The sequence below is a fragment of the Streptomyces sp. enrichment culture genome, assembly GCF_964272895.1.
In the GTDB taxonomy this organism is placed as follows: Bacteria; Actinomycetota; Actinomycetes; order Streptomycetales; family Streptomycetaceae; genus Streptomyces.
On sequence record NZ_OZ186832.1, the window covers coordinates 5978706 to 6003084 of the forward strand.

Here is a 24379-nt window from a genome sequence, read left to right on the forward strand (position 1 = left end):
CCGTTCCGGCTGTCTCCGGCCCTCTCTGCCCGGCCCGTGGCCAGATCTCCTCGCTTTGATGCCCTGCCCGCCCCGCTGCTGCGGGAGTCGGCGCCAGACCTCCCGCCGCAGGCGCTTACGCGGTCGCTGCCGGTGGTGCTGTCAGTTGGCGGGCCAGCCAGGTCGGTACGCCGCCGAGGAGGCGGAAGAGGCGGCGGGCCTCGTCGCGGAGGCGGGTGGCCTCCGGTTCGGTCTCGGCGTCGGCGAGGGAGACCAGGGCGGGGGCCGTGCCGACGAGGTAGCCCAACTCCTCGCGCAGCCGCAGGGATTCGGCGAAGCCGTGCCTCGCCTCGGCCAACTCGCCCTCGCGCAGGGCGAGTCCGGCGAGGTGGCGCCAGGTGAAGGACAGCAGCAGGGTGTCGGAGTGGGCCGTCGCCCCCGCGTGGGCGCGGCGGAACGCGGCTCGCGCGGCCTGCGGCGAGCCGCTGAGGTTCTGCGCGACCAGGCCGCGCCGGAAGTCCAGCAGCGCCCGGTCCGCGGTGTCCGGCGGGATCAGCGCGGCCGCCCGGCCGAGCGCGGCGCGCGCCTCGTCCGCCCGGTCGCGCACCCCGAGCAGCGTGGCCGCGTAGGCCAAGTACCCGCGTTCACAAGCGGCCGCGCCCCGCTCCTCGTCCCCGCTGGCAAGGGCCTCGGCGACCCGCAGGGCCTCCTCGGCGTCCTCCCAGCCCTGCTCGGTGTACAGACATCGCTCCACCAGCAGCGCGGCACGCTGCAGGGCGGTCGCCGCCCCGGCCGGCCTCAGCAGGGCGGCCGCGTCGGCCCAGCAGGCCCGTGAGCGCAGCCGCCATACCGCGGTCTGGAGTGGATCGTCACCGGCGTTCGTTCCGTTACCAGACATGGCGGTATACGCCACCTCGCCCTCCCCGAGCACGCCATCGAGCTGTTGAGTGGTGGCCGCATCTCAGCACGGATCACACGGCCCGGCCAAGAGGGTGGGTGAAGGATTTCACAAAGTCGTGGGACACCGCGCCCACTTCAGGTTTCAGCTCATCCGCAGCGCCAGGAAGAAGTCCAGCTTGTCCTCCAGCCGGGACAGGTCCCGACTCGTCAACTGCTCGATACGGCCCACCCGGTAACGCAGCGTGTTGACGTGCAGGTGCAGCCGGGAGGCACAGCGGGTCCAGGAGCCGTCGCACTCCAGGAACGCCTCCAGCGTCGGAATCAGCTCCGCGCGGTGCCGGCGGTCGTAGTCGCGCAGCGGGTCCAGCAGCCGGGCGGTGAAGGCGCGCCGCACGTCGTCCGGGACGAAGGGCAGCAGCAGGACGTGCGAGGCCAGTTCCTGATGGCCGGCCGCGCACACCCGTCCGGGCCGCGCCGCCGCCACCCGCCGGGCGTGCCGCGCCTCCTCCAGCGCGCCGCGCAGCCCCTCCGCGGAGTGCACGGCCGCGCTGACGCCCACCGTCACCCGCCCGTCGCCGTCGAGCCCCGCGGACAGGGGCTCCCCGACAGCCTTGAGCAGGGTGTCGGCGAGGATCCCGGCCTCGTCGCCGTCGTGCTCGCCGGTGACCGCGGGCAGCGGCACCAGCGCGATCGCCTCGTCGCCGGTGTGGGCCACCGCGATCCGGTCGGAGGGCTCGGGGCCGGTGCTGTGCGGGTCGACGAGGATCTCCTCCAGCAGCGACTGCGCCACCGACCCGCCGTCCAGGTCCCCGCCGCTCCACTCGACGCGGGCCACGACGACCTGCCAGTGCGGCGCGGCCCCGAGGCCGGGCAGCAGCACCGGCGCGGCCACCCGCAGACGGGCCGCGATCTCGGCGGGCGCCGCGCCGGTCTGCACCAGCTCCAGCACCTCCTGGGCGAGCCGGCGGCGGACCGTGCGGGCGGCGTCCCGGCGGTCCCGCTCGACCGCGATCAGCTGGGTGACGCCGTGCACCAGGTCCAGGCGCTCCTCGGGCCAGTCGCCCGCGTCCGCCTCCACCGCCAGCAGCCAGTCCGACAGCACGCTCGCCCGCACGTCCCCGGCCGCCTGCGGGGCCCGTCCTTCCCCAGCCGCGGCCGGGCGGTGCCCCGAGCTGCGGATGGGGAAGAGCGAGTACGTCGTCGAACCGATCAGCACCCGGTGCGGACCGCGCCGCCCGGTGCGTACGGCCGCCAGATGCTCGCCCGCGAGCTTCGCGCACACCTCGGCGGGCAGCGCCGGGCCCGCGACCTTCGGACCGGCGATCAGCCGCCCCGCCGGGGACAGCACCCAGGCCCGCAGGTCCAGGTCGGAGCCCAGCAGGTCCAGGACCACGTCCGGGCCGCCGCCCGCCGGACCGGAGGTCATCATCCGCCGGTGCCGGTCCACGACCGCCGCCAGGTCCCCGGCGCGCTCGCCGCTGACCTGCCGCACGACATGCTCGGTGATCGTCGCGAAGGCCACCGACTCGTGCACCGCGAACAGCGGCAGCCGGTGCCGGGCGCACGCCTGGACCAGGTCCTCCGGCACGTCCCCGAGCTCGGCCTCACCGGCCGCGAGGGCGGCCACACCGGCCTGCGCCAGGATCCGTACGAACGGCTCGGAGTCGCCGGCGTCCCGGCGCCACGCCAGGCCCGTCAGCACCAGCTCGCCACCGGACAGGTAGCGGCTCGGGTCCCTGAGGTCGGTCGTCATGACCCCGCGCACGGTGCGGTCCAGCTCGTCCTCGCCGCCGAGCAGCCTGAGGCCCAGCGCGTCCGTGTCCAGCAGTGCGCGCAGCCGCATTCTCGTCGCCGCCGTTCTTTGTCTCGAAAACTACGATGGATCTTGGAGGGTGAGGCCGGGTGAGGGCCGCCCGCAGGCGCGGCCGGTCCGTCCGAGCCGTCGTCGGACCGCGGTTCGGGCCGTGCCCCAGGTCACCTGGGCTGTGTCTCACGTTTCCACAGGAAAACCGGGAGGTTACTGATGACCTCTGTTCATACGAATCTACAAGATGACCTCCGAGGCCAGCCAACTCCTTCATGGTTTCGGTGACTGACCCCACTGGAGCAGCGCGCTGTGTACTGACCCCACTCCGCGTTAACAGAACATGAACGAGCCGCACCCGACGCAGCCGGATTGGCTCGATCTGCTCGATCTGCACGACCCCGACACCACGAAGAGAGCCGGCCATGGACTTCATTCGCCCCGCCAGCTGGGAGGAGGCGCTCGCCGCTAAGGCCGAGCACCCCACCGCTGTCGCGATCGCGGGTGGGACCGATGTGATGGTCGAGATCAACTTCGATCACCGCCGCCCCGAGTACCTGCTCGACCTCAACCGGATCGGCGATCTCTACGAGTGGGAGGTCGGCGAGGACAGCGTACGACTGGGCGCCTCCGTCCCGTACACGCGGATCATGGAGAACCTGCGCTCCGAGCTGCCGGGACTGGCCCTGGCGTCCCACACGGTCGCCTCCCCGCAGATCCGCAACCGCGGCGGCGTCGGCGGCAACCTCGGCACCGCCTCCCCGGCCGGTGACGCCCACCCGGCGCTGCTGGCGGCCGGCGCCGAGGTCGAGGCGGAGTCCGCCGCCCGCGGCACCCGCCTGATCCCGATCGACGCGTTCTACACCGGCGTCAAGCGCAACGCGCTCCAGCCGGACGAGCTGATCCGCGCGGTCCGCATCAGGAAGGCGGACGGCCCCCAGCAGTTCTCCAAGGTCGGCACCCGCAACGCCATGGTCATCGCCGTGTGCGCCTTCGGTCTCGCCCTGCACCCGCGGACCCGCACCGTGCGCACCGGCATCGGCTCGGCCGCCCCGACCCCGGTCCGGGCCGAGGCCGCCGAGGAGTTCCTGAACGCGGCCCTCGACGAGGGCGGCTTCTGGGACAACGGCAAGATCATCACCCCGTCGGTCGCCCAGCAGTTCGCCCGGCTCTGCTCCGCCGCCTGCAACCCGATCGACGACGTCCGGGGCACCGCGAGCTACCGCCGGCACGCGGTCGGCGTGATGGCCCGCCGCACCCTGACCTGGACCTGGGAGTCGTACCGCGGCGCCCGCCGCGTCTCGGAGGGAGCCGCGTGATGCGCGTCAACTTCACCGTCAACGGACGCCCGCAGCAGGCCGACGACGTCTGGGAGGGCGAGTCCCTGCTGTACGTGCTGCGCGAACGGCTCGGCCTGCCGGGCTCGAAGAACGCCTGTGAGCAGGGCGAGTGCGGCTCCTGCACGGTCAGACTCGACGGTGTGCCGGTCTGCGCCTGTCTGGTCGCGGCCGGCCAGGCCGAGGGCCGCGAGGTCGTCACCGTCGAGGGGCTGGCGGACTACGCCAGGCAGCGGTGCGGTACGTCCCTCCAGGACGGGGGCACCGACTCGCAGACCGGCGAGGGCACCGAGCTCTCCCCGATCCAGCAGGCGTTCATCGACGCCGGCGCCGTCCAGTGCGGCTTCTGCACTCCCGGCCTGCTCGTCGCCGCCGACGAGATGCTGGAACGCAACCCCGACCCGACCGACGCGGACATCCGCGAGGCCCTGTCCGGCAACCTGTGCCGCTGCACGGGCTACGAGAAGATCATGGACGCGGTCCGGCTCGCGGCCGCCCGGCAGGGAGAGGCGGTCTGACCATGGCTTCCCCCAGCGGTACCCCCACGAAGCTCACCCAGGGCGCGACGGCCGAGGGCGGCATCGGCGCGTCCACGCTCCGCCCCGACGGCACCCTCAAGGTCACCGGCGAGTTCGCGTACTCGTCCGACATGTGGCACGAGGACATGCTCTGGGGCCAGATCCTGCGCTCCACCGTCGCGCACGCCGAGATCGTCTCCATCGACACCTCCCAGGCGCTCGCCACGCCGGGCGTGTACGCCGTCATGACGTACGACGACCTGCCCACCGACGTCAGGCACTACGGCCTGGAGATCCGGGACACCCCCGTCCTCGCCCACGGCAAGGTCCGCCACCACGGCGAGCCCGTCGCGATCGTCGCCGCCGACCACCCGGAGACGGCCCGCCGCGCCGCCGCGAAGATCCACGTCGAGTACCGCGAGCTGCCCGTCGTCACCGACGAGGCCGCCGCGCTCGCACCGGACGCGATCCTGATCCACGAGAACCGCGACGACCACCACGCCGCCCACGTCCCGCACCCCAACATCGTGCACCGCCAGCCGATCGTCCGCGGCGACGTGGCCAAGGCCCGCGAGCGGGCGGACGTGATCGTCGAGGGCGAGTACACCTTCGGCATGCAGGACCAGGCATTCCTCGGCCCCGAGTCCGGCCTCGCGGTCCCGGAGGAGGACGGCGGCGTCCACCTCTACATCGCCACCCAGTGGCTCCACTCCGACCTGCGCCAGATCGCGCCGGTCCTCGGCCTGCCCGAGGACAAGGTGCGGATGACGCTGTCCGGCGTCGGCGGCGCGTTCGGCGGCCGCGAGGACCTGTCGATGCAGATCCACGCCTGCCTGCTGGCACTGCGCACCGGCAAACCCGTCAAGATCGTCTACAACCGGTTCGAGTCCTTCTTCGGACACGTCCACCGCCACCCGGCCACGCTCCACTACGAGCACGGCGCCACCAAGGACGGCAAGCTCACGCACATGAGGTGCCGGATCGTCCTGGACGGCGGCGCCTACGCCTCCGCCTCCCCGGCGGTCGTGGGCAACGCCTCGTCCCTGTCGGTCGGCCCGTACGTCGTCGACGACGTCGACATCGAGGCCCTCGCCCTCTACACCAACAACCCGCCCTGCGGCGCGATGCGCGGCTTCGGCGCGGTGCAGGCGTGCTTCGCCTACGAGGCGCAGATGGACAAGCTGGCGGCGCGGCTCGGCCTGGACCCGGTGGAGTTCCGGCAGCTCAACGCCATGGAGCAGGGCAGCCTGATGCCGACGGGCCAGAGCGTCGACTCGCCCGCCCCGGTCGCCGAACTGCTGCGCCGGGTCAAGGCGATGCCGATGCCGCCGGAGCGCCAGTGGGAGTCCAGCGAGGGCGCGGACGTACGGCAGCTGCCGGGCGGTCTGTCCAACACCACCCACGGCGAAGGCGTCGTGCGGGGCGTCGGCTACGCGGTCGGCATCAAGAACGTCGGTTTCTCCGAGGGCTTCGACGACTACTCCACGGCCAGGGTGCGCATGGAGGTCCTGGGCGGCGAGCCGGTCGCCACGGTCCACACCGCGATGGCGGAGGTCGGCCAGGGCGGTGTCACCGTCCAGGCCCAGATCGCCCGCACGGAACTGGGCGTCACCCAGGTGACCATCCACCCGGCCGACACCCGCGTCGGCTCCGCGGGTTCCACCTCGGCCTCCCGGCAGACGTACGTCACCGGCGGCGCCGTGAAGCACTGCTGCGAGCTGGTCCGGGAGAAGGTCCTGGAGCTCGGGCGCCGCAGGTTCGGCCCCCACCACCCCGCCTGGGCCACCGCCGGACTCGTCCTGGAGGGCGGCAAGGTCGCCACCGAAGGCGGCGAGATCCTCGCCGACCTGGTGGACGTCCTCGACGGCGAGTCCGTCGAGGTGGAGGCCGAGTGGCGGCACCGCCCGACCGAACCCTTCGACCTGCGCACCGGCCAGGGCAACGGCCACGTCCAGTACTCCTTCGCCGCGCACCGCGCGGTCGTCGAGGTGGACACCGAGCTCGGCCTGGTCAAGGTCGTCGAGCTGGCCTGCGCCCAGGACGTCGGCAAGGCCCTCAACCCGCTGTCCGTCGTGGGCCAGATCCAGGGCGGCACCGTCCAGGGTCTCGGTGTCGCGGTGATGGAAGAGATCATCGTCGACCCGCGGACGGCCAAGGTCAGGAACCCCTCGTTCACGGACTACCTGATCCCCACGATCCTCGACACGCCGACCATCCCTGTCGACGTGCTCGAACTCGCCGACGACCACGCCCCGTACGGGCTGCGCGGCGCCGGCGAGGCCCCCACCCTGTCGTCCACCCCGGCCGTCCTCGCGGCGATCCGGGACGCGACCGGACGGGAGCTGAACAGGACACCGGTACGACCGGAACACCTGACCGGCACCTCATGAAGACCCTCCGGGCGGCGCACGGAACGTCACAGCCTCCCCGCGCCGCCCGGAGTACTCCGGAGCCGCACCGCTCGCGGCACCCGGAAAAAAGACTGGAATCGTTCGTCTCGGGCCGTCCCCCGGGTCGTGCGGCCGAAGCACCATCCCAAATCCCGCAGCCGCCACGGCGGTTGACCGGGTGCCCCTATGAACCTTGGGAGTAGGCCCACATGACCCAGCAGTCACTGGAGCCGAAGGCCGTCGCGGAGGACGCGGGTGCAGGTACCCGCGTTCCCGCCGGACGGGCTTGGCTCGACCGTTACTTCCACATATCCCAGCGGGGATCGACCATCGCGCGTGAGGTGCGCGGCGGCATCACCACCTTCATGGCGATGGCGTACATCCTGCTGCTCAACCCCCTGATCCTGTCCGGCGAGGACGCGGCCGGGGACATCCTCAGCCAGAAGGCCCTGATCACCGCGACCGCCTTCGCGGCGGCGCTCACCACGCTGCTCATGGGCTTCGTCGGCAAGGTGCCCCTCGCGCTCGCCGCCGGCCTCTCCGTCTCCGGCGTCCTCGCCTCGCAGGTCGCCCCGGAGATGACCTGGCCGCAGGCCATGGGCATGTGTGTGATGTACGGCGTGGTCATCATGCTGCTGGTCGTCACCGGCCTGCGTGAAATGATCATGAATGCCATCCCGCTCGCCCTGAAGCACGCCATCACCATGGGCATCGGTCTGTTCGTCGCGCTGATCGGTCTGGTGAAGGCCGGCTTCGTGCACGAGAACGCCGCTCCCGGCGGTGGCCCGGTCATCCTCGGGCCGGCCGGTGAACTGGCGGGCTGGCCGGTGCTGCTGTTCGCCGTCACCCTGCTCGGCATCTTCATGCTCCAGGCGCGCAACGTCCCCGGCGCCATCCTCATCGGCATCGTCGGCGGCACCCTGATCGCCGTGATCCTCAACGCGGCCGGTGCCATCGACCCCAAGCAGTGGGCGTCCGGCGCCCCCGAGCTGCACGGCAGCGCGGTGTCGATGCCCGACTTCTCGATCTTCGGTGACGTCGAGTTCGGCGGCTGGGGCGAGGTCGGCGCGATGACCGTCGGCATGATCGTCTTCACCCTGGTGCTGGCCGGCTTCTTCGACGCCATGGCGACCATCATCGGCGTCGGCACCGAGGCCAAGCTCGCCGACGAGCAGGGCCGGATGCCGGGCCTGTCCAAGGCGCTGTTCATCGACGGCGCGGGCGGCGCGATCGGCGGTGTGTCCGGCGCGTCCGGGCAGACCGTGTTCGTCGAGTCGGCCACCGGTGTCGGGGAGGGCGCCCGTACGGGTCTCGCCTCGGTGGTGACCGGCCTGTTCTTCGCGGCGTGTCTGTTCTTCACCCCGCTCACCGCGATCGTGCCCGGCGAGGTGGCCGCCGCCGCCCTGGTCGTCATCGGCGCGATGATGATGATGAACGCCCGGCACGTGGACTGGTCCGACAGAGCCACCGCGATCCCGGTCTTCCTCACCGTGGTGATCATGCCGTTCACCTACTCCATCACCGCGGGTGTGGCGGCCGGTGTCATCGCCTACGTCGCCATCAAGATCGCCCAGGGCAAGGCCCGGGAGATCGGCGCGTTCATGTGGGGCCTGACCGCGATCTTCGTGGTCTTCTTCGCCCTGAGCCCCATCGAGGGCTGGCTGGGCGTCCACTAGCGGGAGGAGCGGCCCGGGCGCCCCACTCGCCCCGGCCGCTCGCCATCGACCTCCTGGTCACCCCGGTCCGGACGAGGGACGCCGTCCGGCCGGTGGTCGCGTCCGCGCTCACCGCCGCCGCCCGACGGGAGGCGGCGGCGGTGGCGCGGACGGTGTCCGGTCCCGCGGCCCTCGTGGGCCGGCCCCCGCCGGCCCGTCCCCACGGCTCCCAGACACGGTGGCTTCGGACGGCTGTCCGCAGTGGGATCAGGACCGAGGCTCCGCGAGCCGTCCGCGGCGAATCAGGACGGTGGCTTCGGGCGGCCGACCGCAGTGGGATCAGGGCGGAGGCTTCGGTGGCCGTCCGCAGTGGGATCAGGACGCAGGCTCCGCCGGCCGTCCGCAGTGGGATCAGGGCGGAGGCTTCGGTGGCCGTCCGCGGTGGGATCAGGCTGTCCCGAGCAGCCGGTCGACCGCCCGTCCGAAGACCGCGCGGGCCGCGGCGCCGAGGAGCGGGTCGGCGGCCCGCGGCAGGAACCGCACCCCCAGCTCCTCCCGCCACAGCACCCGCGCCCGCCCGCCGGGCTCCGGCCGCACCTCGATCTCGGCCCAGCCCAGCACCACCCGGCCGCGCTTCTCCAGCCGGCACAGCCCCGGCTCCCCGTCCGCCGGAGGCCGCCACACGGTGATCTCCATCCGGTCGTCGAAGGCCAGCGGCCCGGCACCGGAGCGGGCCACGACGACCGTGCCCGCACCGGTCGGCGGGGGAGTGGCCACGGTGACGCGGGTCAGCGGCACCACGTCCCCGTGCCGGGGCCACTGCGTGAGCCGGTGCCACACCTCGTCGAGGGGCAGCGGGACCGTGCGCTGAAGGAGGAAGAGGACCACGCGACGATCCTAAGGACACCCCCCAGGGGTGTCTCGCTGACCCGGCCTGACCGACGAGACACCCCTAGCGGTAGACCTTGCCCGGCTCCGCCTTTCCGGGTGCCAGGAGCTGAGGGACGGTCACGAAGACGTAGCCGCGCTCCTTGAGGGCCTTGATGATGCCGGGAACGGCCGGGACGGTGCCGTCGTAGAGGTCGTGGAGCAGGATGATGCCGTCGCGGGAGGACTGGTCGAGGACGCGCTGGGTGATGAGGGCGGAGTCGTTGGTCTTGTAGTCCTTGGCGGTCACGCTCCACAGCACCTCCGCCAGGCCCAGCTCGCGGCAGATCTTGTGCACGGTGTCGTCGGTGCGGCCCTGCGGCGGGCGCATCAGGGTCGGGGTGCGCCCGGTGAGCCGCCGTATCTCCTCGTTCGGGCGCCGCAGCTCCTCGCGTATCTCCTCGGGGCTGAGGTCGGTGAGGTTGCGGTGGGTCCAGGTGTGGCTGGCCAGCTCATGGCCCTCGTCGGCCATCCGCCTCACCAGCTCCGGGTACTTCTCGATGTGCCGCTTGCCCAGCAGGAAGAAGGTCGCCGGGACCTGCTCCCGCTTCAGGATGTCCAGCAGCCGCGCGGAGTGCTCGCTGGGGCCGGCGTCGAAGGTCAGCGCGATGCACTTGGCCTTGCGGCAGTCGACGGTCCCGAACGGCGCCGGGGCCCCGGCGGCCTGGGCGCGCACCGCGCTGGGCGCGGTCGTCTCCAGCTGGGTGCAGCCCGTGAGCGCCAGCGTCAGGGCGGTGGCGGCGGCGCCGAGTGCGGCGGCGCGGAACCCGGCCCCCGAGTTCTTCGTCTTCCGGGTCGGAAACTTCTTGGTCAGAGAAGGCATGCGGGGACTATACACAGCGTCTATATACGTGGTTCATAGTGGGCCTGTCTGCGCTTTCTCCGCTCTTCCTCACCCCTTGCGGCCCGCCATCGCCACCGCGTTCGCCGCCACCACGGCCCCGATGCCCGCCCACTCGGCCACCCCCGGCCGCTGCCCGAGGACGACGAGACCCACCAGCGCGGCGAGCACCGGATTGACGCTCATGAACAGCCCGAAGACCTGGGCCGGCACCCGGCGCAGCGTGAAGAGGTCGGCGAGATAGGGCACCGCCGACGACAGCACCCCCGCCGCCACGGCGTACCCCAGCGCCCCGGCCGTCGGCGGACGCACGGCGGCGACGACCACGCCCACCGGCAGGAACAGCCCCGCCGACACCACGGCCGCGGCCGCCGCGCCCCGCGCCCCCGGTATGCGCTCGCCGATCGTCCGGTTGAGCAGGATGTACGCCGCCCAGCACCCGGCCGCCAGCAGCCCGAGGCCCATGCCGAGGTAGTCGGCCGACGGACGCGGCCGCATCAGCGTGACCACACCTGCCGCGGCGACGAGCGCACAGCACGCGTCCAGACGGCGGCGCGCACCGGCCAGCGCGAGGGCGAGCGGACCGACGAACTCCAGGGTGACCGCGAGCCCCAGGCCCACCCGGTCCACCGCGCTGTACAGCGACAGGTTCATCGTCCCGAACACCAGGGCCAGCAGCAGTACCGGCCGCCACTGCCGCGCGGTCAGCGACCGCAGCCGCGGCCGGGCCACCGCCGACAGCACCGCCGCGGCCACGTACTGGCGCACGGCCACCACGCCCACGGGCCCGATGACCGGGAACGCGAACGCGCCGAGCGCGGCACCGCACTGATTGGACAGCCCGCTGCCGAGCATGGTGGCGACCCCCGCGAGCCGCCTCCGGGACGCAGGCGCGGCGGGGGCGGGGACGGCGGCGGGGCGGGCGGGGAGGGTCGACATGGTCCGAGCGTGCGATCACCACCGGCTTGCGCAAAATGCAACGGCCGGCCGATCCATACGCTGGACGCATGGATGTGGAACTGCGTCATCTGCGCTGTCTGGTCGCGATCGCCGACGAGGGCACCTTCACCGACGCCGCCCTCGCCCTCGGCGTCTCGCAGGCGGCCGTCTCCCGCACCCTCGCCGCGCTGGAGGAGACCCTCGGCGCGCGGCTGCTGCGGCGCACCTCCCGCTCGGTGACCCCGACCGGCACCGGGCTGCGCGTCCTCGCCCACGCCCGACGGGTGCTCGCCGAGGTGGAGGACCTGGTACGGGAGGCGGCGCACGGGGCCGAGCGGCTGCGGATCGGCTACGCCTGGGCCGCGCTCGGCCGGCACACCCTCGCCTTCCAGCGCCGCTGGGCCGCCGCCCACCCGGCGACCGAACTGCACCTCGTGCGCGTCAACTCCGCGACCGCCGGGCTCGCCGAGGGCAGCAGCGATCTGGCGGTGGTGCGCCGGCCCCTGGACGACCGCCGCTTCGACAGCACGATCGTCGGCCTGGAGCGCCGGCTGTGCGCCCTCGCCGCCGACGACCCCCTCGCCCGCCGCCGGTCCGTGCGGCTCGCCGACCTCAGCGGCCGCACGCTCCTCGTCGACCGCCGCACCGGCACCACCACCCCCGACCTGTGGCCGCCGGAGATCCGTCCCGCCACCGAGGAGACCCATGACGTCGACGACTGGCTCACCGCCATCGCCGGGGGCCGCCGCGTCGGCATGACCGCCGAGTCCACCGCCCACCAGTACCGCCGCCCCGGCGTCGTCTACCGCCCCGTCCGCGACGCCGACCCGGTCGCCGTCCGCCTCGCCTGGTGGCGCGACGACCCCCACCCCGCGACCCGGGCCGCCGTGGAACTGATCACCGACCTCTACCGCACCCGGACCACGTGAGCACGGGCGCACAGCGCGGCGGCGAACCCCGTCCTCACAGCCAGCCCCGCCGCTTGAAGACGACGTACAGGCTGGTGCAGACCACCCCCATGAGGGCGATCGCGAAGGGGTAGCCGAACGTCCAGTGCAGCTCCGGCATGTGCGCGAAGTTCATGCCGTAGATGGTGCCGACCAATGTGGGCGCGAACAGGATGGCCGCCCAGCTGGAGATCTTCTTGATCTCCTCGTTCTGCTCGAAGCCCGCCTCCGCCAGCGCCCGCATCTCCGCGTTCTGCTGCTGGGTGACCAGGGTGGCGTTGACGGTGAGGATCTCGGTGAGCGCCTGGCGGAAGCCGTCGACGCGCTCGCTGGTGTGGGTGACGTGGTCGGCGACGTCCCGCAGATAGCGCTGGAGTTCGTCGTCGGTGCCGTACTTGGAGAAGCCGGCCATCAGGCCGTGCAGCATGCCGACGAGGGGACGGGTGGCGCGCTGGAACTCGACCATCTCGCGGGAGAGTTCGTAGATGCGGCGGCTGACTTCCGGGTCGCCGCGGAACACCTCCGTCTCGATCTCGTCGATGTCGTTCTGGACGCCCGCCACGACCGGCGCGTAGCCGTCCACGACCGCGTCGAGGATGGCGTACAGGACCGCCTCGGGGCCCAGCCTCAGCAGGTCCGGCGACGCCTCCATACGGCGGCGGACCGCCGACAGGTCGGGCGCCGCGCCGTGCCGGACCGTGATGACGAAGTCCGGGCCCACGAACACATGCAGCTCGGCGAAGTCGATCTCCTCGGGGGCGTCGAGGTAGCGGGTGGCGCGCAGCACGACGAAGAGTGTGTCGCCGTAGCGCTCCAGCTTGGGCCGCTGATGGGCCTCCAGGGCGTCCTCCACCGCCAGCGGGTGCAGATCGAACTCGGCGGCGATGGAGAGCAGTTCGGCCTCCGTCGGCCGGGCCAGGCCGATCCACGCCATGCCCTCGGGCTGCCGGCGCAGCTCGCGGAAGGTCTCGGCGAGCGTGCCGGGGGAGGCGACCCGGACACCGTCGCGGTACAGCGCCGACTCGACCACGCTGCCGATCCCCACGGTCTCCGGGGCGGCCGGCGCGGCGGGCGCCGGTTCGTCAGCCGCCGCCGGAGGCGCGCTCGGCGTGCGGCGCCAGACGTACCTTCCCCGGCCCCTGGCGGCGGGACGGGAGCGTCGCTCGGCCATCGCGGGTGCCTCTCGGTCGTGCACGGGCGGCTTGATCAGGGGGAAGGGTATCGGGGGCGCACCGCACCCCACCGGGCGGCGGATCGAGGACAGTAATCGTCCGCAAGCCCCGCTAGCGTGCCCGTATGACGAAGACGACGTCCGCCGCCGCCCCCGTGCTCGGCACCCGCGCCCTCAACCGCGCGACCCTGGAGAGGCAGTCGCTGCTGCGCCGTACGCCGCTGTCCGCGAAGGCGGCGGTGGAGCATCTCGTCGGCCTCCAGGCCCAGGAGGTCAAGCCGCCCTACTACGCGCTCGCGGCCCGGCTGGAGGGCTTCGGGCCCGAGGAGCTGTCGGGGCTGCTGGAGCGCCGTGAGCTGGTGCGCATCGTCACCATGCGGTCCACCATCCATCTGCACACCGCCGACGACGCCCTGACGCTGCGTCCGCTGGTGCAGCCCGCCCGCGACCGGGAGATCGGCTACTTCCGCAAGGGCCTCGTCGGCGTCGACCTCGACCGGCTCGCCGTGCTCGCCCGGGACCTCGTCGAGGAGGAGCCGCGCACGATGAAGGAGCTGCGGGAGGCCCTGAGCGCCCGGTGGCCGGACGCCGACCCGCAGGCCCTGGCCGTCGCCGCCCGCTGCAAGCTGCCCCTCGTCCAGATCACCCCGCGCGGGATGTGGGGCCGCAGCGCCCAGGTCCGCCTCACCACCGCCGAGCGCTGGCTGGACCGCCCCGCCGAGCCCGCCGCGTCCCCCGACACCACCGTCCTGCGCTACCTCGCCGCCTTCGGCCCCGCCTCCGTCAAGGACTTCCAGACCTGGTCGGGACTGACCCGGACCCGCCCCGCCTTCGAACGGCTCCGCCCCCGGCTGCTCACCTTCCGCGACGAGAACGGCGTCGAACTCTTCGACCTGCCCGACGCCCCCCGCCCCGACCCGGACACCCCGGCCCCGCCGCGCTTCCTGCCCGAGTTCGACAATCTGCTGCTCTCCCACGCCGACCGCACCCGCGTCATCCCGCCCGCCGACCGGGGCCGCACCTGGCAGGCCAACACCTTCTACTGCCCCCTCCTCGTCGACGGCTTCCTGGCCGGCGTCTGGCGGATCGTCGACGGCGCCCTCGTCGTCGAGCCCTTCCGCGAGCTCACCGGGCGGCAGCGCGCCCAGGTGGCCGAGGAGGGGGCCCGGATGCTCGGCACGCTGCACGGGGAGGCGGCCCTCGAGGTGAGGTTCGGGACGGTCATCGGCTGAGCCCGGACATGGAGAGGGGGCGTTGCGGGCCGCTCGTGGAGGCCCGCAACGCCCCCTGGTCATTCACCTGAGGGGTACTCAGGAGTCTTCTGGGGTCAGGAGTTGACCTGCTGGGTGACGAGGTCGGAGAACGTCGTCAGGCGGGTGTAGACACCCGGGTACCCGGCCCGCGCGCACCCCTCGCCCCAGGAAGTGATCCCTGCCAGGACGCCCCCGATGAGCAGGGGACCGCCGCTGTCGCCCTGGCAGGTGTCCACGCCGCCGGAGGTGTATCCGGCGCAGACCATCTCGCTCGCGACGAAGTCGGAGCCGTAGGAGCTCGCGCAGCTGCTGTCGGACACGGTCGGCACGGTGGCCGTCCGCAGCTGGTTGGAGGAGCTGCCGTTCTCGCGGGTGGTGCCCCAGCCGAGCACCCGGGCGGTGGTGCCGGCCGCGTACACGCCCGTCTGGGAGGAGGTGACGTACTTGGCGGTGGTGTACGGCATCGACGTCGACAGCGTCAGGACGGCCACGTCCTCGCCGTTGGTGGCGTCGCTGTAGTTCGGGTGGATCCAGATCCTGCTGACCCGGGCGACCGTGCCGTTGGTGCCGTTGAGGTAGGTGCGGCCGCCGACCACGCGGACGGAGCTGGTGGTCTCGCCGACCATGCAGTGCGCGGCGGTGACGACCTTGGTCGGGGAGACCAGCGTGCCGCCGCAGAACTGGTTCTGGGAGGCGTCGGTGATCTGCATCATGAACGGGTACGCGGAGGTCGTGGTCGTGGTGCCGCCCACGATCGGGTTGGGGGCGGCGACGGCGGAGGGAGCGCCGGCCAGGGCGGTGGCGGCAGCGGCGGCGCCGACCGCGAGGGCCACGGCGGACTTCTTCGGGAGGGCGGACGGGGCGGCGGCGGACCTTCTTGCACGGGTGAACCCGAACATGAGTCTCCTCAAGGGTGGCCGGTGGGGGGTCGCACGGGGTGGGGGGTGGTGCACGGGGGTCTCGGGACCGACCCCCGTGTGCCCGGCGAGCGGCACGACCCCTACGCTAGGACCGGGCCCGCACGTCCCCAATGAGGGAACCCCCTAACGGAGTTGGGGCAGGGAAAACCCTCGGTCGCGCCGCACCGCCGGCCCGCGGCCGACCCGCTTGCGGCCTACTTCGCGTGCCGCCCCGCGGCCAGGCGGACGATGTCCACGCGGGAGCGGATGCCGAGCTTGCGGTAGACCCGGGTCAGCGTGGCCTCGACCGTCTTGACGCTGATGAACAGCCGCCCGGCTATCTCGCGGTTGGTCGCGCCCTCCATCACCAGCGCCGCGACCTGGCGTTCCATCGAGGCGAGCCCTTCGAGCGCGTCGGCCTCGGCGGGCGCGGCCGGCTGCCCGGCCGCCCGTGCCGGTCCGGCCGCCGCGGCCGCCTCGACCTGCTTCAGCCAGGGCAGCGCCCGGCACCGCCGGAACAGCCGCTCCGCCTCGTCGTACGACGTCGGACCGGGCCGCCCGGTCCGCAGCCGGGCCAGCGCGAAGGCCGCCCGTGCCTCCTCCAGGCCGTAGCCCAGCTTGGCGAGCCGGTCCTGCACGGACGTCAACTGGGCGACGGCCGCCTCGTGTTCGCCGCGCGCGGCACGCACCAGCGCCTCGGCCCGGTCCAGGACGGCCAGCACGCTCTCCCGGCCGAGCCGCAGCGCGTGCTCGCGGGTGACGTCGATCAGCTCCTGCGCCTCGGCGGTCTCGCCGACCAGCACCAGGGCCTCGGCGAGATTGCCGTGCCAGCGGCCGCGGGCCGGGTCGGTCACGCCCAGGCTCTCCTCCAACTGCCGTACGCGGCGCAGCGACTGGACCGCGCCCGCGGCGTCCTGGCTCACCAGCTGGGCGTGTCCGAGGGCCCCGTGGGCCAGCGACAGATACATCGGGTCGCCGTCCTCCTCGGCGTGCGCCACCGCCTCGCGGGCCAGCTCCAGGGCCCGCTCGGTGTCCCCGCCCGATGCCTCCGCGAGGGAGGTGAGCATGGCGGAGGCACCCTCGCCGATACCGCAGTCGCGCGCCAGCCGCAGCCCCTCGCGGGCGAGGTCGAGCGCGCGGCCGCACTGCCCGGCGCGCAGTTCCGTCTCCGCGAGCGAGCGCATGAAGTGCACCTCGCTCTCGACGTTGCCGCGCCGCCGTGCCTCGCGCAGCAGGGCGGTGACGGTGGCGCGGGCCTCGGCCAGCTGGTCGCTCATGATCAGCCAGCGGAAGCGGGCCGCGCCGGCGCCGTTGTGATGGCAGGCGACCTGCGGGTCCTGCGGCTCGCGCAGGGCGCGCTTGATGGTCTGGGGCGCGTTCGGGTGGCCCATCAGGGTCTCGGTCTGCGCCTGGAAGGACAGCGCGAGCAGCTCGGTGCGCCGGTCGCCGGCCCGCGCGGCCAGTTCGGCGGCGTGCTCGGCCTCCTGCCGGGCCTCGGCGAAGTCGCCGACGACGACCAGTCCGCGCCAGGCCAGCTGGTAGTGGACCTGGGCGAGGAGGCGCGGGTCGTCCCCGGCGTCGGCGAGGGCCTGTGGGAAGCAGGCGTCGACCTCGCCGAGCGCCTGCCCGGCGGACTCGATGACCACCATCCAGGCCCGCACCCGGTCCCCGGAGGCGGTGGCCCGCGTGAGCACATCGCGGGCGATGTCCCGCGCCAGGTCCACCTCGCCCGCGGTCAGCGCGTCCTCGGCGGCCTGGAGCCGGCGGGTGTCGGGGGCGGGCACCATGCCGGCCGGGGTGTGCCGGGCGGCGAGCAGCCCGAGGGAGGCCGCGACCGACGGCGCTCCCCGGTCGCGGGCGAGCGCTGCGGCCTCCCCGAGGCGTGCGGCGACCTCGGGGTCGGTGCCGGTGGTGGCCAGCGCCAGGTGCCGGGCGCGTTCGATCGGGTCGGAGGCGGCGGTGGACAGCGCGGCGTGCGCGGCGCGCCGGGACTGCGCGGGCGCCTCCGCGTACAGCGCGGCCGAGATCAGCGGGTGCGCGAACCGCAGCGCGGGCGCCTCCGGCTCGGTCACCACCAGGCCGAGCGCGGCCGCCTGCGCGGTCTCCGCCTCGGCGTTCTCCCGGCCGGCCGCGTGCAGCAGGGCCAGCGTGGGGCGGGCGCCGGCGCTGGCGACGAGGAGGGTGTGGCGGGCCTCGTCCGACAGCATCTCCAGGCGGCTGAGCACCAGGGCGCGCAGCGAGGTCGGCACCGGCAGCGGCTCGCCCGGCCGCAGCGCGGTGGTGCTCTCGGCGAGCGCGCGGCCCAGCTCCAGGGCGAACAGCGGGTTGCCGCCGCTGGTGCGGTGGATGTCCCGGACCGTGGAGCGCGGCAGCCGGTCGTAGCCGCCCTGGTCCAGCAGCTGGGAGACCTGGGCGCGGGTCAGCGGGCCGAGCCGCAGCGGGAGGGTGTCCGGCGAGGTGGCCTGCGCGTAGCGGTCGTACTCCTGGCCCTCGGTGCGCACCGCGCACAGCAGCTGCACCGGGAAGTCGCCGAGGCGGCGGGCGGCGAAGCCGAGCAGTTCGGCGCTGGCGGAGTCCAGCCACTGGAGGTCGTCGGCGACGACCAGCACCGGTCCCTGGGCGGCGAGCGCCCGCAGCACCGACAGCACCGCCAGACGCAGGGCGAGCCCGTCGCGCTGGAGGGTGGACTCGCCGCGGCCGGTCAGCGCGGACTCCAGCGCGGTGCGCTGGGCGGCGGGCAGCTGGTCGGACACCTCGTGCAGCACCAGGCCCAGCAGATCGGCCAGGGCCAGGAACGGCAGATGGGATTCGGACTCGGTGGCCGAACAGCGCAGCACGGTTCGTGCCGTATTGCCGTACTCTGCGGCCAATGCCCGAAGAACGGTGGATTTACCGATTCCGGCGGGTCCGTGGAGCAGCACGCTGCCGCCCCGGCCGAGCTGTTCACGCGCGGCGCCGAACAGGTCCTCCCGGCCGATGACCAGCTCGGAGCGGCATCGGGCAGGCTCCTGGAAGTCCCGTCGCACGGTCACCGCTCCCTCCGCGTGTCGTGGGCGTGCCAAATTCTAGGCAACGTCTCATTGAAATCCGGAGTGACGAGGTGGTGAGGGAAATAACAACCTGGGAGCATACGGAAATTCTGGGCGCCGGTATATGAAGAGACGGTGGTCATGACGGCCCGGCCGCCGGTTAGGGCAGCGCCCCCGCCCGGCGCGCCGCCGCGACGGCCTCGCCGCGCGTGCGGGCCCCCAGCTTGCGCATCGCCGAGCGCAGATAGCTCTTGACCGTCTCGGGGCGCAGCCCCAGCCGGGCGGCCGCCGTGGCGTTGGTGGCGCCGGCCGCCACCCAGGCCAGTACGTCGACCTCCCGCGGGGCGAGGTCCACGGCGACCGGCGCGTGCCCAGCGTCCGGTCCGTCCGGTACGAGCAGCCCGCACGCCCGCAGCAGCTCCTCCCGCAGCGCCGGGTCCGTGATGCGCGGGGCCAGCGCCCGCAGCGCCGCGTGCGCCTCCCGCATCCGCTCACGGGCCGCCGCGCCGGTGTCGGCGGACACGGGGGAGGCCGCGGCCGGGGCAGCCGCCGCGAGCAGTCCACGCGCCTCCTCGGCCACCAGCAGCGCCTGCTCCACGTCCCGAGCCACCTCCACGGCCGCCCGCAGCGTGCGGTCGCCCAGCGGCTGAGCCGTGCGCAGCGCGCCGTAGAGCACACCGCGCACCCGGCGCCGTACCACCACGGGCACCGCCAGCACCGAGCGCAGGCCCTCGGCGGCGACCGGCACGTCGTACTCGTGGCTGATCTGCCGCGAGGCCGAGTAGTCCGCCACCGCGCACGGACGCGACAGCGCCACCGCCTTGCCGCCCAGGCCGCTGCCCGAGGTCACCGCCAGCGAGCGCAGCGCGGGGGTCGCCGTGCCGCTGAGCTCACTGATCCGCAGGCGTGGCCGTCCGGCCTCCACCAGCCCGCCGAAGGCCACCGGCAGGCCCGTCGCCCGGCGCAGCCGCAGCAACGCCGTGCGCAGATCCGCGCCCGGCGCCCCGGCCGTCATCGTCTCCGCCGCCACCCGCTCGCCCTTTCCACCCAGCCCACCCAGCCCACCCAGCTCACCCGGCCCTGCCGAGCCCTGCCTGCCCGCGCCGGCGTTCCGCCACCGGCCTTCCCGGTACCGCCACCGGCCGCCCGGCCTCCCGTCGCCGACCGTCAGGCGTCCGCGCCCAGCCGCCCGGCGTCCCGTCGCCGGCCGTCCCGGATCCATCCTCCCGGCGACCCGACCCGCCGCACAGCCCCCGGCCGCAACCTCGGGCCGTCCACCCCCGTTCGGGGGTAGTGAGACCTGCATCACGGATTACACGATGACGGGGAGCCGCCCGGCAATGGTCCGGAACCAAGGAGGACAGATGACGACGGCCACGGAGGACTTCCTGCGGGCACGGGATTTCCTGCTGGAGCACCGCGAGGACTACGCCACCGCCTACGAAGGCTTCGCGTGGCCGCGCCCCGAGCACTTCAACTGGGCGCTCGACTGGTTCGACCGGATCGCGGACGGCAACGACCGCACCGCCCTGCACATCGTCGAGGAGGACGGCACCGAGACACTGCTCTCCTTCGCCGAACTCTCCGACCGCTCCGACCGCGTCGCGAACTGGCTGCGCGGCCTCGGGGTCACCGCCGGCGACCGCGTCCTCGTCATGCTCGGCAACCAGGCCGAACTGTGGGAGACCGCCCTCGCCGCGATGAAGCTGCGCGCCGTCGTCATCCCCGCCACCCCGCTGCTCGGCCCCGCCGACCTGCGCGACCGCGTCGAGCGCGGCCGGGTCCGGCATGTGCTCGTGCGCGCCGAGGACACCGCCAAGTTCACCGAGGTCCCCGGCGACTACACCCGGATCGCGGTCGGCGGCACCGGCGGGGAGTGGCACGCCTACGAGGAGGCGTACGCGGCACCGCCCGGTTTCACCCCCGACGGCCCGACCCGCGCCGACGACACCCTGATGCTCTACTTCACCTCCGGCACCACCGCCCGCCCCAAGCTGGTCGAGCACACCCACACCTCCTACCCGGTCGGCCACCTCGCCACGATGTACTGGATCGGCCTGAAGCCCGGAGATGTGCACCTGAACATCTCCTCGCCCGGCTGGGCCAAGCACGCCTGGTCCAACCTCTTCGCCCCCTGGAACGCCGAGGCGACCGTCTTCGTCTTCAACTACACCCGCTTCGACGCCGCCCGGCTGATGGCCGAGATGGACCGCGCGGGCGTCACCACCTTCTGCGCGCCGCCGACCGTGTGGCGCATGCTCATCCAGGCCGATCTCTCCCAGCTCGCCACTCCGCCCCGCGAGGCCGTCGCCGCGGGCGAGCCGCTGAATCCGGAGGTCATCGAACAGGTGCGGCGGGCCTGGGGGGTGACCATCCGGGACGGCTTCGGCCAGACCGAGACCGCCGTCCAGGTCTCCAACAGCCCCGGCCAGACGCTGAAGACCGGCTCCATGGGCCGCCCCAGCCCCGGCTTCCGCGTCGAGCTCCTCGACCCCGTCACCGGCGCGCCCGGCGCGAGCGAGGGGGAGATCGCGCTCGATCTGTCCGCCCGCCCGGTCGGCCTGATGACCGGCTACCACGGCGACCCGGAGCGCACGGCCGAGGCGATGGCGGACGGCTACTACCGGACAGGGGACGTCGCATCGAGGGACGAAGAGGGATATCTGACGTATATCGGACGCAGTGACGATGTCTTCAAGGCGTCCGACTACAAGATCTCCCCCTTCGAGCTGGAGAGCGCCCTGCTGGAGCACGAGGCCGTCGCCGAGGCCGCCGTCGTGCCCGCGCCGGACGAGCTGCGGCTCGCGGTGCCCAAGGCGTACGTCGTCCTGGCGGACGGCTGGGAGCCCGGCCCGGACACCGCCAAGGTGCTCTTCGAGCACTCACGGGACACCCTCGCCCCCTACAAGCGCATCCGCCGCCTGGAGTTCGGCGAGCTGCCCAAGACCGTCTCCGGCAAGATCCGCCGCATCGAGCTGCGCGAGGCCACGGCGGCCGGCTCGGACGCGGAGTACCGCGAGGAGGACTTCCGGTGACCGCTGAACTGTCGTACACACACGGGACGAGCGAGACGGTCCTGCTGGGCGACACGATCGGGGCCAACCTCGACCGGACCGTCGCCCGCTGGCCCGACCGGGAGGCCCTCGTCGACGTCCCCTCCGGACGGCGCTGGACCTACGCCCAATTCGCCGCCGACGTCGACGAGCTGGCGTACGCGCTGCTCGCGAGCGGGATCACCAAGGGCGACCGGGTGGGGATCTGGGCGGTCAACTGCCCCGAGTGGGTGCTCGTCCAGTACGCCACCGCCCGCATCGGCGCGATCATGGTGAACATCAATCCGGCCTACCGCACCCATGAGGTCGAGTACGTCCTGAAACAGGCCGGCGTCTCCCTGCTCTTCGCGTCCCTCAGCCACAGGACGAGCGACTACCGGGCGATGGTCGAGCAGGTGCGCGGCGCGTGCCCGCAGTTGCGGGAGGCGGTCTTCATCGGCGACCCGAGCTGGGATGCGCTGCTCGCGCGCGCCACCGCGGTGCCGTTCCCGGACCTGTCCTGCGACGACCCGATCAACATCCAGTACACCTCGGGCACGACAGGCTTCCCCAAGGGGGCCACCCTCTCCCACCACAACATCCTCAACAACGGCTATTTCGTGGGGGAGTTGATCGCCTACAGCGAGCAGGACCGGGTGTGCGTCCCCGTGCCCTTCTACCACTGCTTCGGCATGGTGATGGGAAACCTGGCGGCCACCTCCCACGGTGCCTGCGTGGTGATCCCGGCCCCGTCCTTCGACCCGGCGGCCACCCTGCGCGCGGTCGAGCGGGAGCGGTGCACATCGCTGTACGGCGTACCGACCATGTTCATCGCGGAGTTGAACCTCCCCGACTTCGCCTCGTACGACCTGTCCTCCCTGCGCACCGGCATCATGGCGGGCTCGCCCTGCCCGGTGGAGGTGATGAAACGGGTGGTCGCCGAGATGAACATGGCCGAGGTGTCCATCTGCTACGGCATGACGGAGACCTCGCCCGTCTCCACGCAGACCCGGCGCGACGACGACCTGGAGCACCGCACCGGCACGGTCGGCCGGGTGCTCCCGCACATCGAGGTCAAGGTCGTCGACCCGGCGACCGGAGTGACCCTTCCCCGCGGCACGGCAGGGGAGTTGTGCACGCGCGGCTACAGCGTGATGCTCGGCTACTGGGACCAGCCCGACAAGACCGCCGAGGCCGTCGACGCCGGACGCTGGATGCACACCGGCGACCTCGCGGTGATGCGCGAGGACGGCTACGTCGAGATCGTCGGCCGCATCAAGGACATGATCATCCGGGGCGGGGAGAACATCTACCCGCGCGAGATCGAGGAGTTCCTCTACGCCCACCCGAAGATCGCCGACGTCCAGGTGGTCGGCGTGCCCCACGAGCGCTACGGCGAGGAGGTGCTGGCCTGCGTGATCCCGAGGGAGGCGGCGGACCCGCCGACGCTGGAGGAGCTGAGGGCGTTCTGCGACGGCAGGCTGGCGCACTACAAGATCCCCAGCCGACTCCAGGTCCTCGACACCTTCCCGATGACCGTGTCCGGAAAGGTGCGCAAGGTGGAGCTGCGGGAGCGGTTCGGCGGCTGAGAACCTTCGGGGCGTTCGATCGGGGCAGGACACGGCCCGTAAGATCGGACGCCCTTGGGGGGTGAAGATGGTCAGACGGCAGCCTGGTACGACACCCACGCTGGAGCAGGTGGCCGCCCACGCCGGTGTCGGGCGGGGCACGGTCTCCCGTGTGATCAACAACGAGGCGGGCGTCAAGGACTCGACGCGCCGCGCCGTGCAGCGGGCCATCGCCGAACTCGGCTATGTGCCCAATCTGGCGGCGCGTTCGCTGGCCGGCCGGCGGGCCGACGCCGTCGCGCTCGTGATGACCGAGCGGGACTGGCGGCTGTTCGGCGAGCCGTTCTTCTCCGAGACCGTCCGCTCCGTCGGCGACGCGCTCACCGACACCTCCGTCCAGCTGCTGCTCACCCTGGTCCGCACGGACGCCGAACGGCAGCGGTTCCTGGAGTACGCGCGCGGCGGCCGGGTGGACGGCGTCCTGCTGATGTCCGTACGCGCCGAGGACCGCCTCCCCGACCTGCTCGCCGACGCCGGCATGCCGACCGTGCTGCTGGGCCGCCGCTCCGGCGACGAACAGGTCACCTACGTCGACGCCGACAACGTGGGCGGCGCCCGGGAGGCGGTCGGCCGCCTGCTGCGCGGCGGCCGGCGCAAGATCGCGGCCATCGCCGGGCCGCTGGACATGTACGTCGCCCAGTGCAGGCTGCGCGGCTACCGGCAGGCCCTCGCGGACGCCGGAACCCCCGTGGCCGGGGACGCCGGAGCCGCCGACGCCGTGGCCGGGGACGCCGTGCTCGGGGACTCTCTTCTCTGCGCCGACTCCCTGGTCGTCGAGGGCGACTTCACCGAGGCCAGCGGCCGCCGCGCGATGACCCAGCTCCTCGACCGCCACCCCGACCTGGACGCCGTCTTCGCCGCCTCCGACACCATGGCCGCCGGCGCGCTCGCCGTCCTGCGCGCGACCGGCCGCCGCGTCCCCGACGACGTGGCGGTCATCGGCTTCGACGACTTCGACCTCGCCGAGCACACCGACCCGCCCCTCACCACGGTCCGCCAGCCCCTGGACGAGATCGGCCGCACCATGGTCCGGCTCCTCCTGGAGGAGATGGAGCAGCCGGAGGTGGCGTGGCGCCATGTCATCCTCCGGACCCAGCTGGTGGTGCGCGGCTCGGCCTGACGGAGCATCA

The 24379-nt window shown here is 73.1% G+C and carries 18 protein-coding genes; 9 read left to right on the plus strand and 9 right to left on the minus strand.

The genetic code is table 11. The features are described from left to right. Positions 1-115: 115 nt before the first annotated feature. Both ACSU6M_RS26865 and ACSU6M_RS26870 read right to left on the minus strand, forming a co-directional pair. Positions 116-877 (minus strand): hypothetical protein, encoded by a 762-nt coding sequence (locus tag ACSU6M_RS26865; protein ID WP_437072978.1) that lies wholly within the window; start codon positions 875-877, stop codon positions 116-118. Positions 878-1021: 144 nt separating this feature from the next. Next, positions 1022-2722, minus strand: coding sequence for a PucR family transcriptional regulator (locus ACSU6M_RS26870; RefSeq protein ID WP_437072979.1), 1701 nt, complete (start codon positions 2720-2722; stop codon positions 1022-1024). A 386-nt stretch (positions 2723-3108) separates the two neighbouring features. Between ACSU6M_RS26870 and ACSU6M_RS26875 the strand changes: the two genes are divergently transcribed. The 4 genes from ACSU6M_RS26875 to ACSU6M_RS26890 all read left to right on the plus strand — a co-directional run bounded on the left by ACSU6M_RS26875 (position 3109) and on the right by ACSU6M_RS26890 (position 8604). Beyond that, positions 3109-4002, plus strand: coding sequence for an FAD binding domain-containing protein (locus tag ACSU6M_RS26875; RefSeq protein ID WP_437072981.1), 894 nt, complete (start codon positions 3109-3111; stop codon positions 4000-4002). Continuing rightward, positions 4002-4538: a (2Fe-2S)-binding protein gene (locus tag ACSU6M_RS26880; RefSeq protein WP_437072983.1), complete on the plus strand. Its 537-nt coding sequence runs from the start codon at positions 4002-4004 to the stop codon at positions 4536-4538. The genes ACSU6M_RS26875 and ACSU6M_RS26880 overlap by 1 nt, the downstream gene beginning before the upstream one ends. Positions 4539-4540: 2 nt before the next feature. Then, entirely contained in the window at positions 4541-6928 is a 2388-nt protein-coding gene (locus ACSU6M_RS26885) for a xanthine dehydrogenase family protein molybdopterin-binding subunit (RefSeq protein WP_437072984.1), read from the plus strand. 209 nt (positions 6929-7137) lie between these two features. Beyond that, positions 7138-8604, plus strand: a complete 1467-nt coding sequence (locus tag ACSU6M_RS26890) for an NCS2 family permease (protein ID WP_437072986.1) — start codon at positions 7138-7140, stop codon at positions 8602-8604. A 426-nt stretch (positions 8605-9030) separates the two neighbouring features. On the opposite strand, the gene ACSU6M_RS26895 is transcribed toward ACSU6M_RS26890, so the two are convergent. The 3 genes from ACSU6M_RS26895 to ACSU6M_RS26905 all read right to left on the minus strand — a co-directional run bounded on the left by ACSU6M_RS26895 (position 9031) and on the right by ACSU6M_RS26905 (position 11005). Then, positions 9031-9471, minus strand: a complete 441-nt coding sequence (locus tag ACSU6M_RS26895; protein ID WP_437072988.1) for an SRPBCC family protein — start codon at positions 9469-9471, stop codon at positions 9031-9033. Positions 9472-9535: 64 nt separating this feature from the next. After that, positions 9536-10333 carry a polysaccharide deacetylase family protein gene (locus ACSU6M_RS26900; RefSeq protein ID WP_437072989.1) on the minus strand — a complete coding sequence of 266 codons (798 nt, stop codon included), beginning with the start codon at positions 10331-10333 and terminating at the stop codon, positions 9536-9538. 69 nt (positions 10334-10402) lie between these two features. Beyond that, on the minus strand, positions 10403-11005 hold the full coding sequence (locus tag ACSU6M_RS26905) for an EamA family transporter (protein ID WP_437072990.1): 603 nt from the start codon (positions 11003-11005) through the stop codon (positions 10403-10405). A gap of 353 nt (positions 11006-11358) precedes the next feature. On the opposite strand from ACSU6M_RS26905, the gene ACSU6M_RS26910 reads away from it, so the two are divergent. After that, positions 11359-12219: a LysR family transcriptional regulator gene (locus tag ACSU6M_RS26910; protein ID WP_437072991.1), complete on the plus strand. Its 861-nt coding sequence runs from the start codon at positions 11359-11361 to the stop codon at positions 12217-12219. Positions 12220-12253: 34 nt separating this feature from the next. Here ACSU6M_RS26910 and ACSU6M_RS26915 read toward each other — a convergent pair whose 3' ends face one another. Then, positions 12254-13408: a magnesium and cobalt transport protein CorA gene (locus ACSU6M_RS26915; RefSeq protein ID WP_437072993.1), complete on the minus strand. Its 1155-nt coding sequence runs from the start codon at positions 13406-13408 to the stop codon at positions 12254-12256. 125 nt (positions 13409-13533) lie between these two features. Here ACSU6M_RS26915 and ACSU6M_RS26920 point away from each other — a divergent pair, with 125 nt between their 5' ends. After that, complete coding sequence (locus ACSU6M_RS26920) at positions 13534-14640, plus strand: winged helix DNA-binding domain-containing protein (protein ID WP_437072994.1); 1107 nt, start codon at positions 13534-13536, stop codon at positions 14638-14640. A gap of 95 nt (positions 14641-14735) precedes the next feature. On the opposite strand, the gene ACSU6M_RS26925 is transcribed toward ACSU6M_RS26920, so the two are convergent. The 3 genes from ACSU6M_RS26925 to ACSU6M_RS26935 all read right to left on the minus strand — a co-directional run bounded on the left by ACSU6M_RS26925 (position 14736) and on the right by ACSU6M_RS26935 (position 19604). After that, a complete protein-coding gene (locus ACSU6M_RS26925) occupies positions 14736-15560 on the minus strand; it encodes a S1 family peptidase (protein ID WP_437072996.1) in 825 nt (274 codons plus the stop codon). A 215-nt stretch (positions 15561-15775) separates the two neighbouring features. Beyond that, a complete protein-coding gene (locus ACSU6M_RS26930; RefSeq protein ID WP_437072997.1) occupies positions 15776-18592 on the minus strand; it encodes an AAA family ATPase in 2817 nt (938 codons plus the stop codon). 157 nt (positions 18593-18749) lie between these two features. Beyond that, positions 18750-19604 carry a helix-turn-helix transcriptional regulator gene (locus tag ACSU6M_RS26935; protein WP_437075365.1) on the minus strand — a complete coding sequence of 285 codons (855 nt, stop codon included), beginning with the start codon at positions 19602-19604 and terminating at the stop codon, positions 18750-18752. Positions 19605-19953: 349 nt separating this feature from the next. Here ACSU6M_RS26935 and ACSU6M_RS26940 point away from each other — a divergent pair, with 349 nt between their 5' ends. From ACSU6M_RS26940 to ACSU6M_RS26950, 3 genes are all read left to right on the plus strand, one after another. Then, positions 19954-21624 carry an AMP-binding protein gene (locus ACSU6M_RS26940; RefSeq protein ID WP_437072998.1) on the plus strand — a complete coding sequence of 557 codons (1671 nt, stop codon included), beginning with the start codon at positions 19954-19956 and terminating at the stop codon, positions 21622-21624. Continuing rightward, positions 21621-23210 carry an AMP-binding protein gene (locus ACSU6M_RS26945; RefSeq protein ID WP_437072999.1) on the plus strand — a complete coding sequence of 530 codons (1590 nt, stop codon included), beginning with the start codon at positions 21621-21623 and terminating at the stop codon, positions 23208-23210. Before ACSU6M_RS26940 ends, ACSU6M_RS26945 begins: the two co-directional genes overlap by 4 nt. A 67-nt stretch (positions 23211-23277) precedes the next feature. Then, positions 23278-24369, plus strand: coding sequence for a LacI family DNA-binding transcriptional regulator (locus ACSU6M_RS26950; protein WP_437073001.1), 1092 nt, complete (start codon positions 23278-23280; stop codon positions 24367-24369). Positions 24370-24379 lie beyond the last annotated feature (10 nt).